General features: G+C 69.6%; 25 protein-coding genes. 20 read left to right on the forward strand and 5 right to left on the reverse strand.

Annotation, left to right across the window (positions count from 1 at the left end; all coding sequences use genetic code 11):
- Nucleotides 1–14 precede the first annotated feature (14 nt).
- The 5 genes from hisD (at nucleotide 15) to AB0J62_RS11395 (ending at nucleotide 5175) form a co-directional block, all read left to right on the forward strand.
- On the forward strand, nucleotides 15–1340 hold the full coding sequence (hisD, locus tag AB0J62_RS11375) for a histidinol dehydrogenase (RefSeq protein ID WP_363867520.1): 1326 nt from the start codon (nucleotides 15–17) through the stop codon (nucleotides 1338–1340).
- Entirely contained in the window at nucleotides 1340–2458 is a 1119-nt protein-coding gene (locus AB0J62_RS11380) for a histidinol-phosphate transaminase (RefSeq protein WP_363867523.1), read from the forward strand. Before hisD ends, AB0J62_RS11380 begins: the two co-directional genes overlap by 1 nt.
- Nucleotides 2455–3054, forward strand: coding sequence for an imidazoleglycerol-phosphate dehydratase HisB (gene hisB, locus AB0J62_RS11385; RefSeq protein WP_134098362.1), 600 nt, complete (start codon nucleotides 2455–2457; stop codon nucleotides 3052–3054). The genes AB0J62_RS11380 and hisB overlap by 4 nt, the downstream gene beginning before the upstream one ends.
- A complete protein-coding gene (gene hisH / locus AB0J62_RS11390; protein WP_363867528.1) occupies nucleotides 3051–3692 on the forward strand; it encodes an imidazole glycerol phosphate synthase subunit HisH in 642 nt (213 codons plus the stop codon). Before hisB ends, hisH begins: the two co-directional genes overlap by 4 nt.
- 91 nt (nucleotides 3693–3783) lie before the next feature.
- A complete protein-coding gene (locus tag AB0J62_RS11395) occupies nucleotides 3784–5175 on the forward strand; it encodes an alkaline phosphatase PhoX (RefSeq protein ID WP_363867531.1) in 1392 nt (463 codons plus the stop codon).
- Here the strand turns inward: AB0J62_RS11395 and AB0J62_RS11400 are convergent.
- Both AB0J62_RS11400 and AB0J62_RS11405 read right to left on the reverse strand, forming a co-directional pair.
- The gene (locus AB0J62_RS11400; protein WP_363867534.1) at nucleotides 5172–5585 is read right to left on the reverse strand and encodes a ferritin-like domain-containing protein; all 414 of its coding nucleotides are present in this window, start codon (nucleotides 5583–5585) and stop codon (nucleotides 5172–5174) included. The two genes, AB0J62_RS11395 and AB0J62_RS11400, sit on opposite strands and share 4 nt — an antisense overlap.
- Nucleotides 5582–6136, reverse strand: a complete 555-nt coding sequence (locus tag AB0J62_RS11405; RefSeq protein WP_363867537.1) for a cell division protein FtsK — start codon at nucleotides 6134–6136, stop codon at nucleotides 5582–5584. The genes AB0J62_RS11400 and AB0J62_RS11405 overlap by 4 nt, the downstream gene beginning before the upstream one ends.
- A 152-nt stretch (nucleotides 6137–6288) precedes the next feature.
- Here AB0J62_RS11405 and rimP point away from each other — a divergent pair, with 152 nt between their 5' ends.
- From rimP to AB0J62_RS11450, 9 genes are all read left to right on the forward strand, one after another.
- Complete coding sequence (gene rimP / locus AB0J62_RS11410) at nucleotides 6289–6834, forward strand: ribosome maturation factor RimP (protein ID WP_363867540.1); 546 nt, start codon at nucleotides 6289–6291, stop codon at nucleotides 6832–6834.
- A gap of 1 nt (nucleotide 6835) precedes the next feature.
- Complete coding sequence (gene nusA / locus AB0J62_RS11415) at nucleotides 6836–7828, forward strand: transcription termination factor NusA (protein ID WP_137254572.1); 993 nt, start codon at nucleotides 6836–6838, stop codon at nucleotides 7826–7828.
- A 45-nt stretch (nucleotides 7829–7873) separates the two neighbouring features.
- The gene (locus AB0J62_RS11420) at nucleotides 7874–8185 is read left to right on the forward strand and encodes a YlxR family protein (protein WP_363867543.1); all 312 of its coding nucleotides are present in this window, start codon (nucleotides 7874–7876) and stop codon (nucleotides 8183–8185) included.
- Between the two features lie 194 nt (nucleotides 8186–8379).
- On the forward strand, nucleotides 8380–11571 hold the full coding sequence (gene infB, locus AB0J62_RS11425; RefSeq protein ID WP_363867546.1) for a translation initiation factor IF-2: 3192 nt from the start codon (nucleotides 8380–8382) through the stop codon (nucleotides 11569–11571).
- Between the two features lie 112 nt (nucleotides 11572–11683).
- Nucleotides 11684–12121 carry a 30S ribosome-binding factor RbfA gene (rbfA, locus tag AB0J62_RS11430; RefSeq protein ID WP_363867549.1) on the forward strand — a complete coding sequence of 146 codons (438 nt, stop codon included), beginning with the start codon at nucleotides 11684–11686 and terminating at the stop codon, nucleotides 12119–12121.
- A gap of 8 nt (nucleotides 12122–12129) precedes the next feature.
- The gene (truB, locus tag AB0J62_RS11435; protein WP_363867552.1) at nucleotides 12130–13020 is read left to right on the forward strand and encodes a tRNA pseudouridine(55) synthase TruB; all 891 of its coding nucleotides are present in this window, start codon (nucleotides 12130–12132) and stop codon (nucleotides 13018–13020) included.
- 20 nt (nucleotides 13021–13040) lie between these two features.
- Nucleotides 13041–13811, forward strand: a complete 771-nt coding sequence (locus AB0J62_RS11440; RefSeq protein ID WP_363867555.1) for a class I SAM-dependent methyltransferase — start codon at nucleotides 13041–13043, stop codon at nucleotides 13809–13811.
- Nucleotides 13812–13822: 11 nt separating this feature from the next.
- The gene (locus AB0J62_RS11445) at nucleotides 13823–14680 is read left to right on the forward strand and encodes an LLM class flavin-dependent oxidoreductase (protein ID WP_363867560.1); all 858 of its coding nucleotides are present in this window, start codon (nucleotides 13823–13825) and stop codon (nucleotides 14678–14680) included.
- A 17-nt stretch (nucleotides 14681–14697) separates the two neighbouring features.
- Complete coding sequence (locus AB0J62_RS11450) at nucleotides 14698–15594, forward strand: NAD-dependent protein deacetylase (protein WP_363867563.1); 897 nt, start codon at nucleotides 14698–14700, stop codon at nucleotides 15592–15594.
- A gap of 40 nt (nucleotides 15595–15634) precedes the next feature.
- On the opposite strand, the gene AB0J62_RS11455 is transcribed toward AB0J62_RS11450, so the two are convergent.
- Nucleotides 15635–16654, reverse strand: coding sequence for an SGNH/GDSL hydrolase family protein (locus AB0J62_RS11455; RefSeq protein WP_363867566.1), 1020 nt, complete (start codon nucleotides 16652–16654; stop codon nucleotides 15635–15637).
- Between the two features lie 118 nt (nucleotides 16655–16772).
- On the opposite strand from AB0J62_RS11455, the gene AB0J62_RS11460 reads away from it, so the two are divergent.
- From AB0J62_RS11460 to AB0J62_RS11480, 5 genes are all read left to right on the forward strand, one after another.
- The gene (locus tag AB0J62_RS11460) at nucleotides 16773–17735 is read left to right on the forward strand and encodes a bifunctional riboflavin kinase/FAD synthetase (RefSeq protein ID WP_363867569.1); all 963 of its coding nucleotides are present in this window, start codon (nucleotides 16773–16775) and stop codon (nucleotides 17733–17735) included.
- A 116-nt stretch (nucleotides 17736–17851) separates the two neighbouring features.
- Complete coding sequence (gene rpsO, locus AB0J62_RS11465; RefSeq protein WP_134098392.1) at nucleotides 17852–18124, forward strand: 30S ribosomal protein S15; 273 nt, start codon at nucleotides 17852–17854, stop codon at nucleotides 18122–18124.
- 285 nt (nucleotides 18125–18409) lie between these two features.
- Nucleotides 18410–20635, forward strand: coding sequence for a polyribonucleotide nucleotidyltransferase (locus AB0J62_RS11470; protein WP_363867574.1), 2226 nt, complete (start codon nucleotides 18410–18412; stop codon nucleotides 20633–20635).
- A complete protein-coding gene (locus tag AB0J62_RS11475) occupies nucleotides 20632–21945 on the forward strand; it encodes a pitrilysin family protein (RefSeq protein ID WP_363867577.1) in 1314 nt (437 codons plus the stop codon). The genes AB0J62_RS11470 and AB0J62_RS11475 overlap by 4 nt, the downstream gene beginning before the upstream one ends.
- A 51-nt stretch (nucleotides 21946–21996) precedes the next feature.
- The gene (locus tag AB0J62_RS11480) at nucleotides 21997–23355 is read left to right on the forward strand and encodes an FAD-binding oxidoreductase (RefSeq protein ID WP_363867580.1); all 1359 of its coding nucleotides are present in this window, start codon (nucleotides 21997–21999) and stop codon (nucleotides 23353–23355) included.
- Here AB0J62_RS11480 and AB0J62_RS11485 read toward each other — a convergent pair.
- Entirely contained in the window at nucleotides 23294–24475 is a 1182-nt protein-coding gene (locus AB0J62_RS11485) for a cytochrome P450 (protein ID WP_363867583.1), read from the reverse strand. The two genes, AB0J62_RS11480 and AB0J62_RS11485, sit on opposite strands and share 62 nt — an antisense overlap.
- Complete coding sequence (locus AB0J62_RS11490; RefSeq protein ID WP_363867586.1) at nucleotides 24472–25104, reverse strand: hypothetical protein; 633 nt, start codon at nucleotides 25102–25104, stop codon at nucleotides 24472–24474. The genes AB0J62_RS11485 and AB0J62_RS11490 overlap by 4 nt, the downstream gene beginning before the upstream one ends.
- Before the next feature lie 77 nt (nucleotides 25105–25181).
- On the opposite strand from AB0J62_RS11490, the gene AB0J62_RS11495 reads away from it, so the two are divergent.
- Nucleotides 25182–25799 carry a helix-turn-helix domain-containing protein gene (locus AB0J62_RS11495; protein WP_363867589.1) on the forward strand — a complete coding sequence of 206 codons (618 nt, stop codon included), beginning with the start codon at nucleotides 25182–25184 and terminating at the stop codon, nucleotides 25797–25799.
- The last annotated feature ends 102 nt before the right edge of the window (nucleotides 25800–25901 follow it).

The raw sequence follows: 25901 nt of genomic DNA on the forward strand, positions 1-25901 counted from the left end.
ACTAGACTGACGGCATGATTCGCCGCGTCGACCTGCGGGGCCGAGTGGCGGCCGGAGAGGTTACCGACCTCCAAGCCGAAGTGAATGCCCTGGTCCCCCGAGCCGTGTTCGACGTCGAGAAGGCTCTCGACGTCGTCCGACCCATCTGCCTGGACGTCCGCCATCGCGGCCTCGAGGCGATCAGGGAGTACGGCGAGAAGTTCGACCATGTGCGCGTCGAGGACATCCGGGTCCCGGCCGAGGCGCTGAAGACCGCGCTCGAGGAGCTCGACCCGGTGGTGCGCAGCGCGTTCGAGGAGTCGATCCGCCGCGTCCGTGAAGTCAGCGAGGACGAGCTGACCCCTGACATCGCCTCCGAGCCCGCACCAGGCGGCCGGGTGACCCAGCGGTTCGTGCCGGTCCAGCGGGTGGGCCTGTACGTGCCGGGCGGCCGCGCGCCGCTGGCGTCTTCAGTGGTGATGAACGTCGTCCCGGCGCAGGTGGCCGGTGTGCCGTCCCTGGCTGTCGCATCTCCGCCGCAGAAGGAGTTCGGCGGCCTGCCGCACCCGACCGTGCTGGCCGTCTGCGCGCTGCTCGGGATCGACGAGGTGTACGCGATGGGCGGCGCCCAGGCGATCGCCGGTTTCGCGTACGGCTTCGACGGTTGCCGCAAGGTCAACCTGATCACGGGTCCGGGCAACATCTACGTCGTCGCCGCCAAGCGCGCGCTGCTGGGCGAGGTCGGCATCGACTCCGAGGCCGGCCCGACCGAGATCGCGATCCTGGCCGACGACACCGCCGACCCGAAGCACGTCGCTGCCGACCTGATCAGCCAGGCCGAGCACGACCCGATGGCAGCCAGCGTGCTCGTCACGCCCAGCGAATCCCTCGCGGCAGCAGTCGAAGCCGAGTTGCCGACCCAGGTCGCGCAGACCAAGCACCACGAGCGCGTCAGCGAGGCGCTGACCGGTCAGCAGTCGGCCGTCGTGCTGGTCGACGATCTCGACCAGGGCACCGCGGTTGTCGATGCGTACGCCGCGGAGCACCTCGAGATCCAGACCGTCGACGCGGAGGAGCGGGCCGGGCTGATCACCAACGCCGGCGCGATCTTCGTCGGCGGCTGGTCGCCGGTGTCACTCGGTGACTACTGCGCGGGGTCCAACCACGTCCTCCCGACGGCCGGTTGTGCGTGCCACTCGTCCGGCCTGTCCGTGCGCAGCTTCCTGAAGGCGGTCCACGTCGTCAACTACTCCCGCGACGCGCTGCACGAGGTCGCCGGCCACGTGCTCGCGCTCGCCCACGCCGAGGACCTGCCGGCCCACGGCGCCGCCGTTTCCGCCCGATTCCCCGGAGAGCACTGATGGGCCGTTTCGACGGGCTGCCGATCCGCGACGAGCTGAAGAGCTTCGAGCCGTACGGCGCCCCGCAGCTCGACGTACCCGTCCTGCTCAACGTCAACGAGAACCCGTATCCGGCGAGCGAGGAGACGGTCGCGGACATCGCCGCCGCCGTAGCTGTCGCGGCCCGGGGGATGAACCGCTACCCGGACCGCGAGTTCATGGACCTGCGCGCGGACCTCGCGGCGTACCTGGCGCGTGAGTCCGGCGCGCAGCTGGCGCCGGAGCAGATCTGGGCGGCGAACGGGTCGAACGAGGTCATGCTGCACATCCTGCAGGCCTTCGGCGGCCCCGGTCGTACGGCGCTGTCGTTCGCCCCGACGTACTCGATGTATCCCGAGTACGCGCGGGACACGAACACGGCCTGGGTCGCCGGCCGCCGGGCCGAAGACTTCACCCTCGACCAGAGCAAGGCGCTGGCCGCGATCTCCCGACACCACCCGTCGGTCGTGCTGCTGGCCTCACCCAACAACCCGACCGGGACGGCGCTGCCGATCGAGGTGGTCGAGGCCATCGCGGCCCGGACCGCGGCGCTGGGTTCGGTGCTCGTGGTCGACGAGGCGTACGCCGAGTTCCGCCGCGCCGGCACTCCGAGCGCGGTCTCGCTGCTGCCGTCGTACCCGAATCTCGCCGTCGCGCGGACGATGTCGAAGGCGTTCGCGATGGCCGGCGGGCGGGTCGGATACCTTGCCGCGAGCAAGCAGTTCGTCGACGCGCTGCGGATCGTCCGCCTGCCGTACCACCTGTCCGCGGTGACGCAGGCGGTCGCCCGGGCCGCGCTGCGGCACTCCGACGAGCTGCTCGGCCGGGTCGAGCAGCTGCGGATCGAGCGCGACGAGACCGTCGACTGGCTGCGCGCGCAGGGCCTGCGCGCGGTCGACTCCGACGCGAACTTCGTGCTGTTCGGCACGTTCGCCGACCGGCACGCGGTCTGGCAGGCGTTGCTCGACGACGGCGTACTGATCCGCGAGACCGGACCCGACGGCTGGCTGCGGGTCTCGATCGGCACCGGCGAGGAGATGGCCGCGTTCCGCGCTTCACTGGAGCGCATCCTCAAGACAGACACTGGAAGGCTGACATGACGCGCACTGGCCGGATCGATCGGGAGACCAGCGAGTCCAAGGTCCTGGTCGAGCTCGACCTGGACGGCACCGGTCGTGCCGATATCTCGACCGGCGTCGGGTTCTACGACCACATGCTCAACGCGCTGGCCAAGCACGCGCTGCTCGACCTGCACGTCAACACCGTCGGCGATCTCGAGATCGACGCGCACCACACCGTCGAGGACACCGCGATCGGCATCGGCCAGGCTTTGAAGGAAGCGTTGGGCGACAAGCGCGGCATCCGGCGCTTCGGGGATGCGACCGTTCCGCTGGACGAGGCGCTCGTGCACTGCACGGTCGACCTGTCCGGCAGGCCGTACTGCGTGCACACCGGCGAGCCCGACGGTCAGGTCTACGCGATCATCGGCGGCGACTACGCGGGTTCGCTGACCCAGCACGTGTTCGAGACGCTCGCGTTCAACGCCGCGATCTGCATCCACATCCGGGTGCTGTCCGGTCGCGACCCGCATCACATCGTCGAGGCGCAGTTCAAGGCGTTCGCCCGCGCGTTGCGGGCCGCCGCCGAGCTCGACCCGCGGCAGCCGGGCATCCCGTCGACCAAGGGCGCCCTGTGACGAAGAAGGTCGTCCTGCTCGACTACGGCTCGGGGAACATCCGGTCGGGGGAGCGGGCGCTCCAACGTGTCGGCGCCGACGTGACGGTGACGTCTGACTTCGATCAGGCGTGCAATGCCGACGGCCTGCTGGTTCCGGGGGTCGGCGCGTTCGAGGCCTGCATGACCGGTCTGACCGCCGTTCGCGGTGATGTCGCGGTGGATCGCCGGCTCACCGGCGGCCGGCCGGTGCTCGGCATCTGCGTCGGCATGCAGATCCTGTTCGCGCGCGGTATCGAGCACGGCGTCGAGACCGACGGCTGCGACCAATGGCCCGGCACCGTCGAGCGCCTGCAGCCCGAGGAGGCTCAGCCGGTCCCGCACATGGGCTGGAACACGGTCGACGTGCCGTCCGGGAGCACGCTGTTCGACGGCATCGAGAAGGACCGTTTCTACTTCGTCCATTCGTACGGCGTCCGCCGCTGGGAGCTCGTCGACACACGCGAGTCGGTGTCCCCGCTGGTCACTTGGACGACGTACGGCGGAGATCGCTTCGTCGCCGCCGTCGAGAACGGCCCGCTCACCGCCACGCAGTTCCACCCCGAGAAGTCCGGCGACGCCGGCGCCACCCTCCTGGAGAACTGGGTCCGCTCGCTGTGAACGAGTGACACTCGTTCACTTGCCGTTCGGTTGTTGTTTACCGTACGTTCTCTGGTCACCACTGCTTGTCATCGAGCTAGGAGGCCGCCCCATGTCCAACTTCCTCTCCAGACGTCAGTTCGTCGGCCGAGCGGCAGCTGCCGGCGTGGCGGTCAGCGTGGCCGGCTCGGTCGACGCGCTCTACACCGCGCAGCCCGCGCTGGGCACATCCGGCCCGAAGATCGGCTACGGCCCGCTGGTCGACGACCCGGACGGCATGCTCGACCTGCCGCGTGGGTTCAGCTACCGGATCTTGTCCCGTGAAGGCACGCTGCGACCTGACGGGCTGCGGACGCCGAGCCGGTTCGACGGAATGGGCGTCTTCCCCGACCGCAACGGCGGATCCCGCCTGGTCCGCAACCACGAGTGCAGTCCGACCTCGGCGATCAAGGTGGTCGCTCCGGCCGAGCGGACCTACGACCCGGCCGCCGCCGGCGGCACGAGCACCCTCGCCGTCGACCGGCACAACGCGACCACGAAGGAGTTCGTCAGCCTCGGCGGTACGGCGATCAACTGCTCCGGCGGACACACGCCCTGGCGCACCTGGCTGACCTGCGAGGAGACCGAACTCAAGGCCGGTGAGAGCGGCTACACCAAGGACCACGGCTTCATCTTCGAGGTCGATCCGTACGACGATCGCCGTAACGTCGGCCCGGTCGCCCTGACCGCGATGGGCCGGTTCCAGCACGAGGCGGTCGCGATCGATCCGCGCACCGGCATCGTCTACGAGACCGAGGACGCCTTCGTGGCGCCGCTCGGCGGCTTCTACCGGTTCCTGCCCGACCGGCCGCGTGGCGGCTGGGGGACGCTCCGGGCCGGCGGTGAGCTGCAGGCGATGCACATCCCCGGCCTGCCGGACCTGTCCGTGGTCCAGGAGGCCGGCGCCGAGTTTCACGACGTGCAGTGGGTCAAGGTCCCGGATCCGCTGGCGACGACCGAGTCCGTCCGCGCGCAGGACTACGCCAAGCCCATCACCGGCGGCTACAAGCTCGAGGGCTGCTGGTGGGGCGACCTGGACCGGTGCGTGTACTTCGTCTCGTCGTTCGCGCGAACTGAGCTCGGGCCGAAGGTGGACCACGACGGTCAGGTCTGGCGGCTCGACCCGCGCAAGCGGACGCTCCGCCTCGAGGTGATCTTCACCCGGCCGAAGCCCGGCTCGGACGACCCGGAGTTCGATGCTCCGGACAACATCACGATGTCGCCGTACGGCGGTCTGATGATGTGTGAGGACGGTCTCGGCGAGCAGCACATCCTCGGCACCACCGAGGACGGCGACGTGTTCAAGTTCGCCCGCAACCGGGTCAACCTCGGCACGCCCGAGGAGCCGTCGTACGGCGAACTGTCCGGGGTCGGCTTCTCCGCCGACGGCCGGACGATGTTCTTCAACGTCTACAACCCCGGGATCACCTACGCCATTACCGGGCCTTGGCGTCGCCGCCGTTAGGCCGTCGCGCCGGGGAAGGCCAGTGGCGCGCCGCCCCAGGTGAGCTGGCTGTTCGCAGTGGCCAGCAGGGCCTCGATGGCCCATGCGCGGACGGCGGGTTGTTCGGCGGCCTCGATGAGGTCGCCGTAGACCGCGGCGATCCGGCGCTCGATGACCAGGACCAGCGCGGTGGCCGTTGCGGCGTTCGTGACCGCTTGGGGGAGGTCGTACGCCGGTTCGGCCGCGACCGGCGTCTTGCCGGCGGCGACGAGTAGCGCGCGCAGGTGATCGCGGTTGTCGCGATGCCGGGCGAACGTGTCCGTGGCCTCCTGGAACCGGGCACCGTTGAGCTTGCCGCCGGCCACGCCCACGCCGTACAACGCCGCATGCTCACCGGCGAGCGCGGCCTGCAGGGCCTCCACCTGATTCACGATTTGTCCCTCTTCTTCGGCGGAGTCAGCGTGGAGCTCAGCTGGGTCTGGGCGGCAGCGATCTCGGCGAGCAGGCGGGCCGGTGCGCCGGACAGCTTGGCAGCGGCAGCTGCGTTCGTGGCCGCCGCGACCGCCTCCTGCTTGGCAAGCGTGGTCAGCGCGGCCGCCGAGGAGGTTGGCACCACGACTGCCTTCGCAGCCTTGGCCGCAACGCCGTCGGTCTCCTTCAACTTCACCAGGTGACTCGCGTGGTACTTCGCCCCCGCCGCGAGCCGGGCCCGCAGTGCGGGGAACTTGCGGCTGACGTTTGCGTAGAGCTGGGACAATTGAGTCACCTGGGTCGCCGCCACAGTGAGCGCCGCGACGACTGCCGGATCCACAGTCGGAGTCTCCCCGGCCGGGTCCTGGGAGGACGACGGCCCGCCGTTGACGGCACCCGGCGTACCGGCCCCCGCGGCAGCGTCGTCCTTGCAACCGGTCAGCGCGACCGCGCCGGGAACGAGGACGGCAGTCGCGACGGCGGCGCGTCGGGTCAGGCGGCGTTCGAGCACGCCGGAACGATACCCGGTGACGCGCCGACACCGGCCTGGGACGAGCCGGTGACCCGGATCGCGGGACCGGCCGGATATGGTGGGCTACTGCCCTTGGCGCGACCGCCTCGGGTGGAACGGGTGCACAACTGGAGAGAGAGGCAGGTCAACCTGTGAGCCGAAAGCCAGACCAGACGGGCCACACGGACACCACGAGCCTCGAGAACTTCCTGCGGCCGATCGTCGAGCAGTTCGGCTGCGACCTGGAGGCCGCGGACGTGACACCGGCCGGCCGCCGCCGGCTGCTGCGCGTCCTCGTCGACCGCGACGGCGGGATCAGCCTCGACGACGTCGCCGACGTCACGCGGGCCATCTCCAAGGCGCTCGACGCCGACGACATCATGGGCGACGGCGCCTACACGCTCGAGGTCTCGAGCCCCGGCGTCGACCGGCCGTTGACCCTGCCCCGGCACTGGCGCCGCAACGTGAAGCGCCTGGTCGCCGTCACGCTGAACTCAGGTGGCAAGGTGACCGGCCGGATCAAGTCCGCCTCCGACGAGGCGGCCGAGCTGGACGTGAACGGCAAGGCGCGGACGATCGCGTACGCCGATGTGGCCAAGGCCAAGGTCCAGATCGAGTTCAACCGGGCTGCCGGCAACGACACTGAGACATTTGACGGCGTAGAAACACCTGCCGACGGCACGGTGGAGGAGAACTGACATGGACATCGACATGGCCGTACTGCGGTCGCTCGAACGGGAGAAGGACATCGCCCTCGAAGTCGTCGTCGAGGCGATCGAGGCGGCGCTGCTGGTCGCGTACCACCGGACCGAGGGAGCGCAGCAGCACGCCCGGGTCGAGCTGGACCGCAAGACCGGCCACGTGACGGTGTATGCGCGCGAGCTGGCCGAGGACGGCACCCTGGCCCGCGAGTACGACGACACCCCGGCCGACTTCGGCCGGATCGCGGCCACCACGGCCAAGCAGATCATCCTGCAGCGGCTGCGCGACGCCGAGGACGAGGTCCGCTACGGCGAGTTCTCCGGCAAGGAGGGCGACATCGTCTCCGGTGTCGTCCAGCAGGGCCGCGACCCGCGCTCGGTGATGGTCGACCTCGGCAAGATCGAGGCCGTGCTGCCGGCGCCCGAGCAGGTGCCGGGGGAGAAGTACGAGCACGGCTCCCGCCTGCGGGTGTACGTCGTCGGCGTCCGGAAGGGTTTCAAGGGCCCGCAGATCACGGTCAGCCGGACCCACCCGAACCTGGTCAAGAAGCTGTTCGCGCTCGAGGTCCCGGAGATCGCCGACGGAACGGTCGAGATCACCGCGATCGCGCGTGAGGCCGGTCACCGGACCAAGATCGCCGTCCGGACGCTGAACCCGTCGGTGAACGGGAAGGGCGCCTGCATCGGGCCGATGGGTCAGCGGGTGCGCAACATCATGCACGAGCTGCACGGCGAGAAGATCGACATCATCGACCACAGCGACGACCCGGCGACGTTCGTCGGGAATGCGCTGTCCCCGGCGCAGGTTACGTCTGTCGAGGTGGTCGACGCCGCGGCCCGTGCGGCACGCGTCGTCGTGCCCGACTATCAGCTGTCGCTGGCGATCGGCAAGGAAGGGCAGAACGCCCGCCTCGCCGCCCGGCTCACCGGCTGGCGGATCGACATCCGGCCGGATACCGATGTGACGCCTGAGCCGGAGAAGGTAGACTGATCTCTCGGTCGGTCGACTGAGTCGCAACCACACCCTGAGGTACCAGTGACAAAGAGTGCGGACGCGCGCCCTGGCAACGGTAAATTTCACCAGGCCAGGGAGCGCACCTGCATCGGGTGCCGGAAGCGGTCCAGTCCGGCTGACTTGCTGCGGATGACGGTGTCCGGAGGACCAGGAAGTCTCACGGTTCTCCCGGATCCCGATCGTCGGGCACCCGGCCGCGGAGCGCACCTGCACCCGGCGACCGAGTGCTTCGATCTCGCCGTCCGGCGCAAGGCGTTCCCACGGGCCTTCAAGGTCCCGGGGCCGCTCGACGTGACCGGGCTGCGGGAGTACGTCGCGCAGCGTGATATGTAAGAAGCTGTAAGAAGTAAGCAAGACAAACGGCGGCCACCCGGCCGCCCACGACGGTGCGACCGTGCCGTCGTGACGACATGAAGGCGGGTCATCGACTCATGACCACTCGATGAGTGTCGAACGATGAGTGCAATGCGATGAGCATGTACGTCAACTAACGGTCCGCGCCCCAGGCTCGGACCAGAGGGAGAGTAGTGGCAAAGGTCCGGGTCTACGAGCTCGCGAAAGAGCTCGGAGTTACCAGCAAGGTCGTTCTGACCAGGCTGAACGACATGGGAGAGTTCGTCCGATCGGCGTCCTCGACGATCGAGGCACCCGTCGTACGACGGTTGGCGGAAGAGTTCGAGAAGAACCCGCCGAAGAAGCGCGCGGCCAAGAAGGCCGCCGCAAGCACGTCTGCCGCGCCGCAGGCGACCGCACCGGTCGCACCTGCAGCTCCGGCACAGAAGCCGGCCCAGCCGGCCACCCCGAAGGCTCCGGCGGAGCGCCCCGCGCCCGTCGCCGAGTCGGCTCCTGCTCCGGCCGCCGAAGCTCCGGTGACCAGGGCCGAGTCCGCTGCGGTGGCCGAGTCCGCGCCGGCAGTCGAGTCTGCCCCGGCGAAGGCCGCTCCGGCTCCCGGCGCCAGGCCGGGTCCGCGTCCGGGCCCGAAGCCGGGTCCGCGCCGCGAGACCGCTCCGGCCGAGGCCGCACCGGTCGAGTCCGCTCCGGCGGCCAAGGCCGAGACCCCGGCATCCCCGGCGACCCCGTCGTTCGAGGCTCCGGCCGCGGCGGCATCGGCTCCGGAAGCTCCGGCACCCGCCCCCCGTCGTACGGGTGGCGAGTCCGCGGGTCGTCCGGGTCCGCGTCCGGCCACGCCGGGCTCCCCGCGTCCGGGTGGCCAGGGCGCCGGTCCGCGTCCGGGCGGCCAGGGTTCTGCTCCGCGTCCGGGTGCGCCCCGTCCGGGTGCCCCGCGTCCCGGTGCGCCCCGTCAGGGCGGCCAGGGCGGCGGTCCGCGTCCGGGTGCTCCGCGTCCGGGCAACAACCCGTTCAGCTCGACCCAGGGCATGCAGCGCGGTGGCGCGCGTCCGGGTCAGGGCGGTGGCGGTTCCGACCGGCAGGGTGCTCCGAGCCCGGCCGGTATGGCCCCGCGTCCGCCGCAGGGTCGTGGCGGTAACGACCGCGACCGCGGTGGTAACGACCGGCCGCGCCCGAGTGGTGTGCCCGGCGCTCCGCGCCCCAACCCGGCGATGATGCCGAAGTCCTCTGCCGGCACGTTCACCGGCCGCCCGAGCGGTCCCGGTGGCGGCGGTGGCGGTGGCCGCGGTGGAGGCGGCGGTCGTCCAGGCGGCGGTCCGGGTGCCGGTCCGCGCGGTGGCGGCGGTGGCGCCGGCGGTGGCTTCCGTCCGGGTGGCGGCGGCCCCAGCGGCCCGCCCGGTGGCGGCGGTGGCCGTCCGGGTCCGGGCAACCGGGGTCGTGGCGGGACACAGGGCGCCTTCGGTCGTCCGGGCGGTCCGGCCCGTCGTGGCCGCAAGTCGAAGCGCGCGAAGCGCCAGGAATTCGACAACATGCAGGCTCCGGCAGTCGGCGGTGTCCGCGTCCGGCACGGTGACGGCGAGGTCGTGAAGCTGCCTCGTGGCGCCTCGCTGACGGACTTCGCCGAGAAGGTCGGCGTCGATCCGGCATCGCTCGTCCAGGTGCTGTTCCACCTCGGCGAGATGGTGACCGCGACCCAGTCGGTCAACGAAGAGGTGCTGGAACTGCTCGGCACCGAGCTGAACTACGACGTTCAGATCGTGTCCCCGGAGGACGAGGACCGCGAGCTGTTGCAGTCGTTCGACATCGACTTCGGTTCCGACGAGGGCGACGAGGGCGACCTGGCGCCGCGACCGCCGGTGGTGACCGTAATGGGTCACGTCGACCACGGTAAGACCAAGCTGCTGGACGCGATCCGGATGGCGAACGTCGTTGCCAAGGAAGCCGGCGGTATCACCCAGCACATCGGCGCCTACCAGGTGACGACCGAGGTCGACGGCGAAGAGCGTGCCATCACCTTCGTCGACACCCCGGGTCACGAGGCGTTCACCGCCATGCGTGCCCGTGGTGCGCAGGCCACCGACATCGTCATCCTGGTGGTCGCGGCCGACGACGGCGTGATGCCGCAGACGATCGAGGCACTGAACCACGCCCGGGCGGCGAACGTCCCGATCGTGGTCGCGGTGAACAAGATCGACGTTCCGAGTGCGGACCCGGCCAAGGTGCGCGGTCAGCTGACCGAGTACGGCCTGGTCCCCGAGGAGTACGGCGGCGACACGATGTTCGTCGACGTCTCGGCGAAGTCCCGGATCAACATCGACGGGCTGCTCGAAGGGGTCGTGCTGACCGCGGACGCGGCGCTCGACCTGCGGGCCAACCCGAAGATGCACGCCGAGGGCATCGCGATCGAGGCGAACCTCGACAAGGGCCGTGGTCCGGTGGCGACCGTGCTGGTTCAGCGCGGCACGCTGCGGGTCGGCGACTCGATGGTGGTCGGTCCGGCGTACGGCCGGGTCCGGGCCATGCTCGACGAGCACGGCAACAGCGTCGAGGAAGCGACCCCGTCGCGTCCGGTCCTGGTGCTCGGTCTGACCGCGGTGCCGGGAGCGGGTGACAAGTTCCTGGTGGTCGACGACGACCGGATGGCACGGCAGATCGCCGAGAAGCGTGAAGCCCGTGCCCGTGCGGCCGCCAACGCCAAGCGTCGCGCCCGTCGTACCCTCGAGGACTTCATGGCCTCGATGGAGAAGGGTGAGGCCCAGGAGCTGCTGCTGATCCTCAAGGGCGACGTGTCCGGTTCGGTCGAGGCGCTGGAAGACGCGCTGGTCCGGATCGAGGTCGGCGACGAGGTGAACCTGCGGATCATCGACCGCGGTGTCGGTGCGATCAACGAGAACGACGTCAACCTGGCCATCGCGTCGAACGCCGTCATCATCGGCTTCAACGTGCGGCCGGCAGGCAAGGCCGGGGACCTGGCCGAGCGCGAGGGCGTGGATGTCCGGTACTACTCGGTCATCTACTCGGCGATCGACGACATCGAGGCCGCCCTGAAGGGCATGCTCAAGCCGATCTACGAGGAGGTCACCCTCGGCCAGGCGGAGATCCGGGAGATCTTCCGCTCCTCGAAGGTGGGCAACATCGCCGGTTGCTGGGTGACCAGCGGCCTGATCAGGCGCAACGCGAAGGTCCGGTTGATCCGGGACGGCGCGGTCGTCGTCGACAACACCGAGTTGTCGTCGCTGAAGAGGTTCAAGGACGACGCAGCCGAGGTCCGCGAGGGCTTCGAGTGTGGTCTGACCATCAACAACTTCAACGACATCAAGATCGGTGACGTCGTCGAGGCGTTCGAGCTCCGCGAGAAGCCGCGCAGCTGATAGTTCGGTGACGGCCCGGGCCGGGAGGTCCGGGCCGTCGGAGTAACGTCCGGGGAGCCTGTACTGCACAGCGTCTCCCCGGACGTACTCATGAATGAGGGAGTGAGCCCTGATGGGTGAAGCAAGGGCGAAGCAGCTGGCCGACCGGATCCAGGTGCTCGTCGCGGAGCTGCTCGAGCGCCGGGTCAAGGACCCACGGCTGGGTTTCGTCACGGTGACGGATGCCCGGCTGACCGGCGACCTGCGCGAGGCGAGCGTCTTCTACACGGTGTACGGCGACGAGCAGGCTCGCGCGTCGACCGCCGCGGCGCTGGAGTCGGCCAAGGGACTGATCCGCAGCGAGGTCGGCAAGGCACTGGGGCTGCGGCACACGCCGAGCGTGGCGTTCTTCCTGGACGCCGTCCCGGAGAACGCCGGGCAGATCGAGGAGCTGCTGGCCAAGGCCCGCGAGGCCGATGCCGAGGTGGCCAAGTCCGCCGCGGGCGCCAAGCCGGCCGGCGACGCCGACCCGTACAAGCGCAAGGACGACGACGAGGACGACGAGGACTGAGTACTGCGTTGACCGGTTCCTTCACCCCCGCCTCCGACGGCATCGTGGTCGTCGACAAGCCGGCGGGGATGACCTCGCACACTGTCGTCGCGCGGATCCGCCGGATCGCCGGGACCAGGAAGGTCGGCCACGCCGGCACCCTGGACCCGATGGCGACCGGCGTACTCGTCGTCGGCCTGAACCGCGCCACCCGGCTGCTCGGCCATCTCCAGTTGGCGGACAAGTCGTACGACGCGACGATCCGCCTCGGCGCGACCACGACGACGGACGACGCCGAGGGCGAGATCGTGTCGACGTTCCCGGTCGATGGCGTGACCGCGGAAGCGATCTCGGTGGCGGTCGACGGCTTCCGCGGGGAGATCTCGCAGGTGCCGTCGAAGGTGTCCGCGATCAAGGTCGACGGCAAGCGTGCGTACGAACGCGTCCGGGCGGGCGAGGAGGTCGCGCTCAAGGCCCGCTCTGTCACGGTCTCGCGGTACGACATCCTCGACGTCCGGGTCGGCGCGGACGCGATCGACGTGGACGTGTCGGTCGACTGCTCCAGCGGCACCTACATCCGGGCGCTTGCTCGCGATCTCGGCGCCGAGCTCGGCGTCGGCGGTCACCTGACCGCGCTGCGCCGGACCCGCGTGGGCTCGTTCGACCTGAAGGCAGCCCGCAGTCTGGACTCGTTGGCCGAGTCCTTCGACTGGCTGCCGATCGCGGATGTTGCCGCCGGCACCTTTCCGCGGTACGACGCCGACGACGCCCAGGCCGCCGCCATCCGCACCGGCCGCCCGCTGCCCGGCCTGAATCTCGAGCCGGGGCAGACGGCCATGTTCGACCCCACCGGGACCTTCCTGGCCCTCTACGAACCTCACGGCCCGCTCGCCAAACCCACGGCGGTCTTCGTCAGCTGAGCCGGTGGATACTCGAACCCATGGGCGAGCAGGGGATGGCGGTCGAGTTCGGGACCGTCGCGGAATGGACGGCTGACGTCGTCGACGAGTTGGGCGACGAGTACGCGATCGTCGCCGGGTGCCGAGGCAGTGGCGATCCGGCGCTGCTGGACTGGTTGGCCCGGGCCTGCGAGGTAGGACCGGAGTCCGCGCTGCTCGATGTCGGTGCGGGCCTCGGTGGCGCGGCCGCCTGGGCGGCGGAGGCCTACGACGTGAACCCCGTCCTGGTCGATCCGATGGAAGCCGCATGCCGCGCCGTACGGCGAATGTTCGGCCGCACGGCGGTCTGTGCGAGCGGAGAGTCGCTCCCGTACGCCGACAACCGGTTCGATGTCGTGTGGTGCATCGGTGTGCTGTGCACGGTGCACGACAAGCCGGCGTTGTTACGCGAGCTGTGCCGCGTGCTGCGGCCGGGTGGTTCGCTCGGGATGATGGTGCTGGTCGCCGGTCCCGGATTGCACAGCGAAGCACCGGAGGGGAACGAATTTCCCCGTGCGGACGAGCTGCGACGGCTGGTCGCCGAGGCCGGCTTTGCGTGGCGGCAGCTGAGCGAGGCGCCGGCCGGGGCCGTGCCGACGGAGTGGAGGCGCCAGGCGGACCGGGTTGACGAGCTGCTCGCGAAGCGGCACGGCGACGACCCCCGGTGGCAAGAGTCCGAGCAACGGAGCCGGATGCTGTCGCATCTCCTCACCACGCGTCAGGTCACCGCTCAGCTCGTGCATGCGGTCAAAACTGTCGGCGCGGTCCCGTAGCGTGCCGAAGCATGAAATACGGATTCGTGATGGCGTACGGCGACGCGCGCGATGCCGCTGAACTGGCGGCGATCGCCGAGGAGAACGGGTGGGACGGGTTCTTCGTATGGGAGTCGATCTGGGGGATCGACGCCTGGGTGATGCTCGGCGCCGCCGCGATGACGACCCAACGGATCCGGCTGGGGACGATGCTCACGCCGGTGCCGCGACGAAAGCCGTGGGATCTGGCGGGGCAGGTGTCGACCGTTGACAACCTGAGCGGTGGGCGGGTGATCCTCGCGGCCGGCCTGGGTGTGACAGGGGACGAGCGGTTCTGGCTGTTCGAGGACGATCCGGGCCGCAAGGTGCGGGCGGAGCTGATGGACGAGTCCTTGGAGATGCTGACGCACCTGTGGCGCGACGAGCCCTTCGAGTACTCCGGGAAGCACTATCGCGCGAAGAAGGTCGCCGAGTTGATGCCGCCGGCACCACCGCCTCCGGTGCAGCAGCCGCGAGTGACCACCTGGATGGTCGGCGCGTGGCCGCGACCGAAGTCGATGCGCCGGGCCGCGCTGCAGGACGGCTGGTTGCCGAACTACATCGTCCCGCCGGGCGGGGAGCCGGGCGAGCTGACCCCGGCGCATCTGGCCGAGGGCGTCGACTGGATCCGCCGGGAACGCGCCACCCACGACCTGACCATGGACGGGTACGACGTCGTCGCCGAAGGCAGCACCCGCGCCGAGGACCGGAAGGCCGCGGACACGGTTCGTCCGTGGGCCGAGGCGGGTGCCACTTGGTGGATCGATGCGGACTGGTCCTCGATGGATCGCGACGTCGTCCGCGAGGCCTCTGAGCGCCGCCTCAAAGCCGGCCCGCCTCGTATCGACTGAGCACGTACGCTGGAGTGGTGCGTTCTCGTCCGACCTTGGCATGGGCCCCTGGGCCCGACGTGCTGGCATTGGAGCCCGGGTCGACGGATATCGGCCCGGTCGCGCAGACCGTGGCCGCCGGCGGAGTCGTCGTACTGAGCGGTGCCGGGATCTCCACGGAGTCCGGCATCCCGGACTACCGGGGCGAGAGCGGCAGCCTGCGGACCCACACCCCGATGACGTACGGCGACTTCGTGGCCAGCGAGTCCGGCCGGCAGCGGTACTGGGCGCGCAGCCACCTCGGCTGGCGCACGATCGCGCGCGCCGCCCCGAACGACGGCCATCGCGCGGTCGCCGCGCTCCAGGCCCGCGGTTTCCTCAGCGGCGTCATCACCCAGAACGTCGACGGCCTGCACCAAGCGGCCGGCGCCCGCGACGTGATCGAGCTGCACGGCAACCTCGACCGCGTCATCTGCCTCAGCTGCGGTACGACGTCCGCCCGCGAGGCCCTCGACCGGCGGCTGAAGGACGCGAACCCGGACTTCGAGGCCGAGGTCACCCGGATCAATCCCGACGGCGACGCGGAGCTCCCGGCCGAGGCAGTCGGCACGTTCCAGCTGGTCGACTGCACCAAGTGCGGCGGCATCCTCAAACCCGATGTCGTCTTCTTCGGCGAGAACGTGCCGCGGCCCCGCGTCGAGCGCTGCTACAGCCTGATCGACAGCGCGAACGCCGTACTGGTCCTGGGCTCGTCTCTCACGGTCATGTCCGGCTTCCGCTTCGTCCGGCACGCGGCCAAGTCGGGTACGCCGGTGCTGATCATCAACCAGGGGCTGACCCGCGGCGATCCGTATGCGATCGAGCGGGTCAATCTGCCGTTGGGCCGAGCGCTGACGGAACTGCTGGAAGAAACCACCGGGCCGAGCCACGCGTGAGGTGGCTCGGCCCGGAGTCCGCAGTACGGATTGGAAAGGGTCAGCGTTGCGCGCTGGTCCGTACGCGGTTCAGGGAGGCCTCGAGGGCCTGGGGTGATGCAGTGTTGGTCTCTTGGGAGGCCGCCTGCTTCGCCAGCGTCCGCGCCTTGGCGGCCCACGCGGACTCCTCCGCCGCGGTCACCGTAGCTGGCGCCCCGGTGAGCGTCTTGTAGGTGAGGGACGCCATGCCGGCCTCGCCCTCGTAGCGCGGGTGGTAGTTGAGCGCCCGGAGCAGGTTGATGTCCTTGCCCTGGATCCAGGCCTGCCCGTCCGGCGCGCAGGCGTCGTGCCCGGTGGACGGCCCGAACGTGTCGACGTATGTCGCTCCGCCGGCCGCCGCCGCGTTGGCGACAGCCGCGTTCAAGGCCTGCTCGATCGAGTACAGGTAGGCGTAGTCGCCGTCCGCGAACGGCAGCACCGACGGGCAGGTGCCGTGCTCCGGCGCGATCTTCGGGTAGCCGACCAGCAGGATCGTTGCCTTCGGCGACCGGGCTTTGATGCCCTGGACAACGACCGCGATCCGGGTCTGGGTCTGCGCGATCTTGGCCCGCAGCGTGTCCACCCCGTCGACGGTGAAGTGTGCCTTGCACGGAGCGCCGGTCGGATCGGAGGCCCGCAGTCCGGGGCAGGTGTCGATGATGCTGCCGAACACGCCGAAGTCGTTGCCGCCGATCCCGAGCGTCACGAGATCCGTGTCCGGCGTGAGCGCGTCGAACTGCGGCGCCGCCGTCCCGAGCACGGTGCTCTGCGGCTGGGTCATGTTGGTCGTGTCCGCGCCGCCGCAGCTGACGTCGGTGAGACGCACGTGCAGTGCGGCCGCGAGCAGCTTCGGGTAGTTGCTGTACGACCGGACGCACCCCAGCGACAGCAGGTCGGGGAGCGGGACGAACGGCGCCGACGTGTACGAGTCGCCGAGCGCGACGTAGTTGGTGAAGCGCGGAGCGGCCGAAGCGTTGGCAACCGGAATGCTGCCGAGCAGACCCAGTGCCGTGCAGGCAGCAAGCAGACGACGTAGCTTCACGAGACCTCCCCAAGGCTCACCAGTGCGCCGCCACCTTAAGTTGAGTCACCGCATGATTACAAGGGGTGATCCGTGGGCCGGTGGGACGGGACAACGACAAACATGGAATCCTGCTGCCATGCGTGTCTGGCACGGATTGGACCAGGTGAGCCCGGACTTCGGGCCGACGGTCGTCACGATCGGCAACTTCGACGGTGTGCACCGCGGTCACCAGGAGGTGCTCGCGCACGCCAAGGCGCGCGCGGCCGAGCTGGGCGGCCTACCGGTCGTCGCGCTCACCTTCGACCCGCACCCGATGCGGGTACTGCGGCCCGACCATGCGCCGCTGATGCTCAGCGAGCCCGAACAGCGCGCCGAGCTGCTCGGCCGGTACGGCGCCGACGCGGTGCTCATCCTCCCGTTCACCAAGGAGGTGTCGGGCTGGTCCCCGGAGGAGTTCATCGACCGGGTGCTGGTCACGGCGCTGCACGCGAAGGCGGTCGTGGTCGGCGAGAACTTCCGCTTCGGCCACAAGGCGGCCGGACACGTCGACACGCTCGTCCAGGCGGGCACGCAGCACGGCTTCCAGGTCGAGGGATTGAGCCTGGCGGGGGAGCAGCAACCCTGGTCGTCGACGTACGTGCGCGAGCGGCTCGCCGACGGTGACGTCGAGGCGGCCGCGGAGGCGCTCGGCCGGCCGTTCCGCGTCACCGGTGTGGTCGTCGAGGGCGACAAGCGCGGCCGCGAACTCGGCTACCCGACTGCCAACATCCCGGCCGACCCGGGCGCCGCGGTGCCGCAGGACGGCGTGTACGCCGGCTGGCTGACCGTGCTGACCCCGGCGCCCGGCGCTCCGGAGTACCCGGACCCGCTGCCCGCGGCGATCAGTGTCGGCAGCAACCCGACCTTCGACGGCGTGGACCGCCGGGTCGAGTCGTACGTGCTGGATCGCGACGACCTCGAGCTGTACGGCGCCAAGGTCGCGATCGACTTCGTCGCCCCGCTGCGCGGCACGCAGATCCGCTTCGACACCATCGACGACCTGCTCGTGCAGATGAAGGCCGACGTCGACGGCGCCCGCACCCTGCTGGCCAGGGATTAGGGTGACGCGTCCACGGACTGATACGCTGGCTGCTGCCGTCTGAACGGCCGCGGACAGAGAGTGCTCGGGTGAAGAATGCCCCGGTGCGCCGCGCAACGGAAATCGAGAGGAAACCTGTGTCATCTGTTGATGCCGCAACGAAGAAGCAAATCATGGGTGAGTACGCCCTGACCGAGGGTGACACCGGGTCCCCCGAGGTCCAGGTCGCGCTGCTGACGCACCGCATCGCACACCTCACCGAGCACCTGAAAGAGCACAAGCACGACCACCACAGCCGTCGTGGCCTGCTGCTGCTCGTCGGCCAGCGCCGCCGGCTGCTGAACTACCTGGCGAAGAAGGACATCAACCGCTACCGGTCCTTGATCGAGCGGCTCGGCCTTCGCCGATGACCTCGCGAGGAGCGGCCCCCGAAACCTGGGTGGCCGCTCCTGGCGTATCCGCGCCCGGGTGAGATCCCGGTCGCGGCACAACTGAATACAGACAAGACGTACGAGGCGACGCGAAGCGCGTAGCGGGAGGACGACCGGTCCTCGGTAGTGGCCTTCGGAATCCGACACAGTCGGAACACAGATTCCGCGGGCCTCGATCGAAGACCGGCACCCCGGCAGCTCGCGCCTCGCAGTCGTCACACTGTGAGAGAGGGGTATCCCGTGTCGGGATCCACAAGTGCGCCCATGGAGGGCGCCGAATTCGCTGAGGCCGTCATCGACAACGGCAGCTTCGGCACCCGCACCATCCGCTTCGAGACGGGCCGTCTGGCCCAGCAGGCCGCGGGCTCCGCGGCTGCCTACCTCGACGGCGACACGATGGTGCTGTCGGCCACCACGGCCAGCAAGAAGCCCAAGGACCAGTTCGACTTCTTCCCGTTGACGGTGGACGTCGAGGAGCGGATGTACGCCGCGGGCCGCATCCCCGGCTCGTTCTTCCGCCGCGAGGGCCGCCCGTCCGAAGAGGCGATCCTGACCTGCCGGCTGATCGACCGCCCGCTGCGGCCGTCGTTCGTGTCCGGCCTGCGTAACGAGATCCAGGTCGTCATCACGGTCCTGGCGCTGAACCCGGACAAGCTGTACGACGTGCTCGCGATCAACGCGGCCTCGATGTCGACTCAGCTGGCCGGCCTGCCGTTCTCCGGCCCGATCGGCGGCGTCCGCGTCGCGCTGATCGACGGCCAGTGGGTGGCGTTCCCGACCCACACCGAGCTCGAGGACGCGGTCTTCGACATGGTGGTGGCCGGTCGCGTGACCGACTCCGGTGACGTCGCGATCATGATGGTCGAGGCCGAGTCGACCCCGGGCACCTTCGAGAAGGTCGCCTCCGGTGTGCAGGCGCCGACCGAGGAGATCGTCGCCGAGGGCCTCGAGGCCTCCAAGGCGTTCATCAAGACCCTGGTCGAGGCGCAGGCCGACCTGGCCGCGCGGGCCGCTAAGCCGACCGGTGAGTTCCCGGTCTTCCCGGACTACGCCGACGACGCGTTCGCCGCGGTCGAGGCCTCCGCGAGCGAGGAGCTCGCCCAGGCGCTGACCATCGCCGGCAAGCACGAGCGTGACGACGCCACCGACGCGGTCAAGGCCGCCACGGTGGACAAGCTGGCCGCCGACTTCGAGGGCCGCGAGAAGGAGCTGTCCGCAGCCTTCCGCTCGCTGACCAAGAAGCTGGTCCGGCAGCGCGTGCTCAAGGAGAAGGTCCGCATCGACGGCCGTGGGCTGACCGACATCCGGCCGCTCAAGGCGCAGGTGCGGGTGCTCCCGCGCGTGCACGGCTCGGCGCTGTTCGAGCGCGGCGAGACCCAGATCCTGGGTGTCACCACGCTGAACATGCTCCGGATGGAGCAGCAGCTGGACACGCTCTCCCCGGAGACGCGCAAGCGCTACATGCACAACTACAACTTCCCGCCGTACTCGACCGGTGAGACCGGCCGGGTGGGTTCGCCGAAGCGCCGCGAGATCGGTCACGGCGCGCTGGCCGAGCGGGCCCTGGTGCCGGTGCTGCCGTCGCGCGAGGACTTCCCGTACGCGCTGCGTCAGGTGTCCGAGGCGCTCGGCTCGAACGGCTCGACCTCGATGGGTTCGGTCTGCGCCTCGACGCTGTCGCTGCTGTCGGCCGGTGTGCCGCTGAAGGCGCCGGTCGCCGGTATCGCGATGGGCCTGATCTCGGGCGAGATCGACGGCGAGACGCAGTACGTCGCACTCACCGACATCCTGGGCGCGGAGGACGCGTTCGGCGACATGGACTTCAAGGTCGCCGGCACGAAGGACTTCGTCACCGCCCTGCAGCTGGACACCAAGCTGGACGGCATCCCGGCCAGCGTGCTGGCCGGTGCGCTGACCCAGGCCAAGGACGCCCGCCTGACGATCCTGGACGTGATGGCCAAGGCCATCGACGCGCCGGGTGAGATGAGCGAGTTCGCCCCGCGGGTCATCTCGGTGAAGGTCCCGGTCGACAAGATCGGCGAGGTCATCGGCCCGAAGGGCAAGATGATCAACCAAATCACCGAGGACACCGGCGCCGACATCTCGATCGAGGACGACGGCACCGTGTACATCGGCGCGACCGACGGCCCGTCGGCCGAGGCGGCCCGGGCCGCGATCAACGCGATCGCGAACCCGACCATGCCGGAGAAGGGCGAGCGCTACCTCGGCACGGTCGTGAAGACGACCAACTTCGGTGCGTTCATCAGCCTGCTGCCGGGCAAGGACGGCCTGCTGCACATCAGCAAGCTGCGTCCGCTGGCCGGTGGCAAGCGGGTCGAGGCCGTCGAGGACGTGCTCTCGGTCGGCCAGAAGCTGCAGGTCGAGATCGCCGAGATCGACGACCGCGGCAAGCTCTCGCTGATCCCGGTCATCGAGGGTGAAGAGGGCAAGAAGGACGACGAGAAGAAGGCAGAGTCCGCGGCCGAGTGACTCGTGCAATCACCAGCACACTGCTGAGCCCGGAGGCGGGCGGTCCGGTCAAACGGACCGTCCTGCCCTCCGGGCTTCGTGTGCTCTCCCAATCCGTCCCAGGCTTCCGATCGGTGACGTTCGGGCTCTGGGTCGGCGTCGGCTCCCGGGACGAACCGGACCAGCTGGCCGGCGCCACACATTTCCTCGAGCACCTGCTGTTCAAGGGCACCGAGCGCCGCGACGCGCTGGAGATCTCCGCCGCGATCGATGCGGTCGGCGGTGAGATGAACGCCTTCACCGGCAAGGAATACACCTGCTACTACGCGCGGGTGCTCGACTCCGACCTGCCGCTCGCGGTCGACGTCATCTGCGACATGATCACCTCCGCCACGCTGACCACCGCGGACGTGGAGAGCGAGCGCGACGTCATCGACGAAGAGATCGCGATGCACGCCGACGAGACGTCGGACCACATCCACGACCTGTTCGCCGAGCAGCTGTGGGGCAAGTCCCCGCTCGGCCGTTCGATCACCGGTACGCCGGAGACCCTCGCCGGTCTGACCCGTCAGCAGGTCGTCGGCTGGTACCGGCGGCGCTACAAGCCGTCCAACATCGTCGTCTCGGTGGCCGGCAACGTCGACCACGCCGAGGTTGTTCGCCTGGTCCGCAAGGCGTTCGAGCGTCACTGGGTCACCGCCGAGGCCGAGCCGGTCGCCGTACGGCGCAGTCCCGGCAAACGCGTCCCGACGTACGGCGGTGTGCGGGTGCACCACCGCGACGTCGAGCAGGCACATCTGGTGCTCGGCATGCCCGGCCTGATCCGCAGCGACGAGCGCCGGTACATCGCCGGCGTACTGCACGGGATCGTCGGCGGCGGGATGTCGTCGCGGCTCTTCCAGGAAGTGCGGGAGAAGCGCGGCCTGGCGTACTCGGTGTTCACGTTCGGCTCGGCGTACGCCGACTCCGGCATGGTCGGCGTGTACGCCGGCTGCCTGCCGAAGAAGGCCCCGGAAGTACTCGACGTGATCCGCGGCGAGCTCGAATCGATTGCCAGCGGCAACATCACACCGGACGAACTGCTGCGCGGCAAGGGCCAGATGCGCGGCTCGGTCGTGATGGGCCTCGAGGACACCGGCGCCAAGATGACCCGCATCGCCAAGGCGGAGCTGGTCTACGGCGAGCTGCCCACCGTCGACGACATCCTGCACCGGATCGACTCGGTGACCCTCGACGACGTCACCGCCCTGGCCGCCGACCTCTACGCCGGCACACCGGCCCTGACCGTCATGGGCCCCTTCGACGAGGACACCACCGCCTTCACCGTGTAGCTCCCCGGTGGCAGACTGACAACTGGCCTGGGGGAGGCTTGGGGGCAGGTCATGGGCACGGTCGAGGACTTCCGGGGTGAGCTGATTCATCCCGGCGATCCGTCGTACGACGAGTATCGCAAGGTGTGGAACGGGTCGATCGATCGTCGGCCCGGGGTGATCGCACGCTGTACCGGGGTCGCCGATATCCGAAGTGCGCTCGCGTACGCCCGTCGTACCGGCGGGCCGGTCGCCGTGCGGGGTGGCGGGCACAGCTTCCCGGGGCACTCGACCTGTGACGGCGGGATCGTGCTGGATCTCAGCCTGCTGAAAGGGATCCGGGTCGATCCGGTACGGCGTACCGCTCGCGCGCAGGCCGGCGTACTGCTGGGCGAGCTTGATCGCGAGACACAGGAGTTCGGACTGGCGACGCCGGCCGGGATCGTCGCGCATACGGGACTCGCCGGGCTGACGCTCGGCGGTGGGATCGGCTGGCTGATGCGCAAGTACGGGCTGACGATCGACAACCTGCTCTCGGTCGACGTCGTCACGGCCGAGGGGGAGCTCTTGTCGGCGAGCGCGGACACCAACGCCGAGCTGTTCTGGGGAATCCGCGGTGGCGGCGGGAACTTCGGCGTCGTCACCGAGTTCGAGTTCCAGCTGCATCCGGTCGGCCCGACGGTGTACGCCGGAATCATCGCCTGGCCGATGGACCAGTCTCCGGAGATCCTGCGTTTCTATCGCGACTGGATCGCTGACGTGCCGGACGAGCTGACCACTGCGGTGGTGCACCGGTGTCTGCCTTCGCTGCCGACGATCCCGTCCGAGCTGCACGCCCGGCCGGCGGTGGTCGTGGTAGTGAGCTACTCCGGTTCTGTCGAGGACGGTGAGCGGGTCGTTGCGCCGCTGAAGGCATTCGCGCCGCCCATGCTGGATCTCTGCACGGCGCGGCCATTCCTCAGCCTGCAGTCGATGCTCGACCCGACCTTCCCGCACGGGCGCTGGTACTACACCCGCGCGTGCGATGTCGACGAGCTGACCGACGACGTGATCGATATCGCCGTCGAGCGAGGGCTGGCGATCGATTCGCCGTACTCGCTGTTCCCGATCTTCCACCTCGGCGGCGCCATCGCCCGGATGGACCCGGACAGTACGGCGTACGGCGGTCGCTCGCACGGGCACGCGTTCAACTTCGTTGGGGCGACCCTCGGTCCGGACGGGTTCGACGCGCAGCGCGAATGGGTCCGCGAGTCCTCCCGGGCGCTGGAACCTCATCAGGCCGGCGTGTACGTCAACTTCCTGACCGACGAGGGCAGCGACCGGATCCGGGCGGCGTACGGTGCGGCGACGTACGACCGGCTGCAAGCGCTCAAGCAGAAGTACGACCCCGGGAACCTGTTCCACCTGAACCAGAACATCCCGCCGAACTGAGCCGGACCGGCAGCGTTCGATAGCCGCGGAGGACAAGCCGGTCGCGGCGGGTGGCTGGTCCGGCCGACGAGATCGTCGGGAAGCGGTCGCGCAGGCGAGCGAAGGCCACCTTGGCTTCCAGGCGAGCCAGGCTGTTGCCCAGGCAGATGTGCGCGCCGGCGCCGAAGCTCAGCGGTTTGTTGTCGGCGCGCGCCGGATCGAAGCGATCGGGCTGCGGGAAGCGTGCCGGATCACGGTTCGCGGCGCCGAGCAGGAGGATGAGGTCGCTGCCCGCGGGCATCGCGATGCCGCCGGCCGACAGTCCGTCCGCGCGGGCGACGCGGGTCGTGACCTGCACGGGGGAGTCGTAGCGCAGCACCTCCTCGACGAAGGCCGCGGGATCTGAGCCGACTTCCGGCTGGCCGAGCAGGATCGCGAGACCGTTGCCGAGCAGATCAGTGGTGGTTTCGAAGCCTGCGACGAGTAGCAGGATCAGGTTGGCGAGCAGCTCCTCGTCGGACAGCCGTCCGTCGTCCGCGTCCCGTGCAGCGACCAGCGCGCTGACCAGGCTGTCGGGTGCGGGATCGCGGATGAGCTGGACGAAGTACGCGCCCAGCTCACGCGCCGCCGCGTCCGCAGCCTCGTCCGACGAGTCGGTGAGCTCCAGCGCCGCGGTCAGGTCGGATGCGAGCGGGCGGAAGCGATCCCGCTCGGAGGCCGGTACGCCGAGCAGCTCGCAGATAACCGTGACCGGCAACTGGAATGCGAACCGGTCCATGAAGTCCACCTCCGCCGGTAGACCGCCGAGCAGGTCATCGACCGCGGTCTCGATCACCGGCTGCAGAGCCGCGACGCGCCGGGGCGTGAAGACCTGCGAGATCAGCGACCGCATCCGCCCGTGATCCGGAGGGTTCGCCCGCAGGATCGATCGCTGCATCAACTCCAGCGCCGGTTGGCTCGACGGATCGGTCCGGATCCCGAAGCCGGGATTCCGCAGTACTTCGTTGACCGCCGCGTAGCCGACGATAACGAAGGCCGTGTCGGCGATCGGCAGCACCGGACCGAGACGATGCGCCTCGGCGTACAAGGGGAACGGATCGGCCCGGCCGGCCGGGGACAGCAGGGACTCGATGAGGTTCATGCTCGTCGCCCGAGGAGGATGTAGCCGACGGCGTACACGGTCGCGCCGGCAACCTCGAAGATCTGGATCAGGCCGAACTTCGGACCCGCGGTGAAGATGAACAGACCGCCGATCGTGTAGGCGAGAGCGCCGGCACCCAGCAGTACGCCGACCAGCCGTAGCCGGTTCCGGAGGGTCCAGCCCAGCCAGAGATAGCTCAGCGGGAAGACCAGCAACGCCGGGAAGACGATCAGCGCCGCGGGCGTGTCGAGATCGGCGGGTTCGTGCACCATGCTCGGCGCGTACTCCGCCCGGACCGGGTTGTGCGAGCCGTCGAAGATGATCAGCGCGAACCAGAGCAGCGTGCCGACCAACGCGGCGTACCAGGCGCCGAGATCGCGCCGGCGGGCGATTTGGTTGCCCAGCGCAATCATGCTGGCCAGGCAGACGATCTGCAGCGCCAGGCCGGCCGCCTGGATGTCGTGCGTCAGCCCGTAGCGCTCGCCGACGCTCGCGATGCTCCAGCCGTCGCGGGCCGGGTGCAGCAGCGTCCCGAGCCAGAACACCGGCCCGCCGATGAACGCGGTCAGTCGTGCGGTGGTGCGGAGTTGCCGACGCAGGCCGGTCGGCGCCGGAAGGGTCTCGGTCATCGCTGCTCCGATTTCACTAGAGTATTGCTCTAGCGAATCACTAGTGCGGCACTCTAGTCAACTGGTAACCTGGCGGCATGAGCGTGAGAGCGGAGAAGGCGCAGGCCAACCGGCAGCGGATGCGGGCGGCAGCGCAGGCCCTGTTCACCAGCCGTGGGTACTCCGCGACGTCGATGCAGGCGATCGCCGACGAGGCCGGCATGGCCGTGCAGACGCTGTACTTCACCTTCCGCACCAAGCGCGCACTGCTCAGCGAGCTGCTCGACGTCGCGATCGCCGGCGACGACGAGCCGGTGCCAACGCTCGAGCGGCCCCGGGTGCTGGCCGCCATCGACAATCCCGATCCGGTGGCGCAGTTGCGGGAGCTGGCCGGGATCGCCCGCGAGATCTATGAGCGGGTCGCGCCGGTTCTCCAGGTCGTCGCGCATGCGGCACCGGGCGACCCCGAGATCCACGAGCTGTGGATGACCAACAACGCCCAGCGTGCTGTAGTGATGGAGCGCTTCATCACAGCCCTCGCCACGAAGACACCGTTACGCGACGGCCTGGACACCGCAATGGCCACCGACATCGCCCTCGCCCTGCAGAGCCCGGAGATGTACCAGTTCCTCACCGCGCACCGCGGCTGGTCACCCACCCGCTGGGAACACTGGACCGCCGACGCCCTGGTGACACAACTCCTCCCACCCCGCTAAGGTCCTTCACGTCACCACGTGATCTGCCACTGGATCCCATCTGAACGGGCGGGGCCCGATTCAGGGATGACACGCATTTGACGGCTGAGGTGAGCGGCGCCG

Source organism: Kribbella sp. NPDC049584 (assembly GCF_040675555.1).
GTDB lineage: Bacteria > Actinomycetota > Actinomycetes > Propionibacteriales > Kribbellaceae > Kribbella.

What these genes read in the sequence shown, in the direction of transcription:
- AB0J62_RS11480 (WP_363867580.1), top strand. Translation starts at nt 21,997, where the DNA reads ATGGGCACGGTCGAGGACTTCCGGGGTGAGCTGATTCATCCCGGCGAT.
- rbfA (WP_363867549.1), top strand. Translation starts at nt 11,684, where the DNA reads ATGGGTGAAGCAAGGGCGAAGCAGCTGGCCGACCGGATCCAGGTGCTC.
- AB0J62_RS11490 (WP_363867586.1), bottom strand. Translation starts at nt 25,104, where the DNA reads ATGACCGAGACCCTTCCGGCGCCGACCGGCCTGCGTCGGCAACTCCGC.
- AB0J62_RS11440 (WP_363867555.1), top strand. Translation starts at nt 13,041, where the DNA reads ATGGGCGAGCAGGGGATGGCGGTCGAGTTCGGGACCGTCGCGGAATGG.
- hisB (WP_134098362.1), top strand. Translation starts at nt 2,455, where the DNA reads ATGACGCGCACTGGCCGGATCGATCGGGAGACCAGCGAGTCCAAGGTC.
- AB0J62_RS11470 (WP_363867574.1), top strand. Translation starts at nt 18,410, where the DNA reads ATGGAGGGCGCCGAATTCGCTGAGGCCGTCATCGACAACGGCAGCTTC.
- AB0J62_RS11380 (WP_363867523.1), top strand. Translation starts at nt 1,340, where the DNA reads ATGGGCCGTTTCGACGGGCTGCCGATCCGCGACGAGCTGAAGAGCTTC.
- AB0J62_RS11485 (WP_363867583.1), bottom strand. Translation starts at nt 24,475, where the DNA reads ATGAACCTCATCGAGTCCCTGCTGTCCCCGGCCGGCCGGGCCGATCCG.
- AB0J62_RS11460 (WP_363867569.1), top strand. Translation starts at nt 16,773, where the DNA reads ATGCGTGTCTGGCACGGATTGGACCAGGTGAGCCCGGACTTCGGGCCG.
- nusA (WP_137254572.1), top strand. Translation starts at nt 6,836, where the DNA reads ATGGACATCGACATGGCCGTACTGCGGTCGCTCGAACGGGAGAAGGAC.
- AB0J62_RS11395 (WP_363867531.1), top strand. Translation starts at nt 3,784, where the DNA reads ATGTCCAACTTCCTCTCCAGACGTCAGTTCGTCGGCCGAGCGGCAGCT.
- AB0J62_RS11445 (WP_363867560.1), top strand. Translation starts at nt 13,823, where the DNA reads ATGAAATACGGATTCGTGATGGCGTACGGCGACGCGCGCGATGCCGCT.
- hisD (WP_363867520.1), top strand. Translation starts at nt 15, where the DNA reads ATGATTCGCCGCGTCGACCTGCGGGGCCGAGTGGCGGCCGGAGAGGTT.
- AB0J62_RS11495 (WP_363867589.1), top strand. Translation starts at nt 25,182, where the DNA reads ATGAGCGTGAGAGCGGAGAAGGCGCAGGCCAACCGGCAGCGGATGCGG.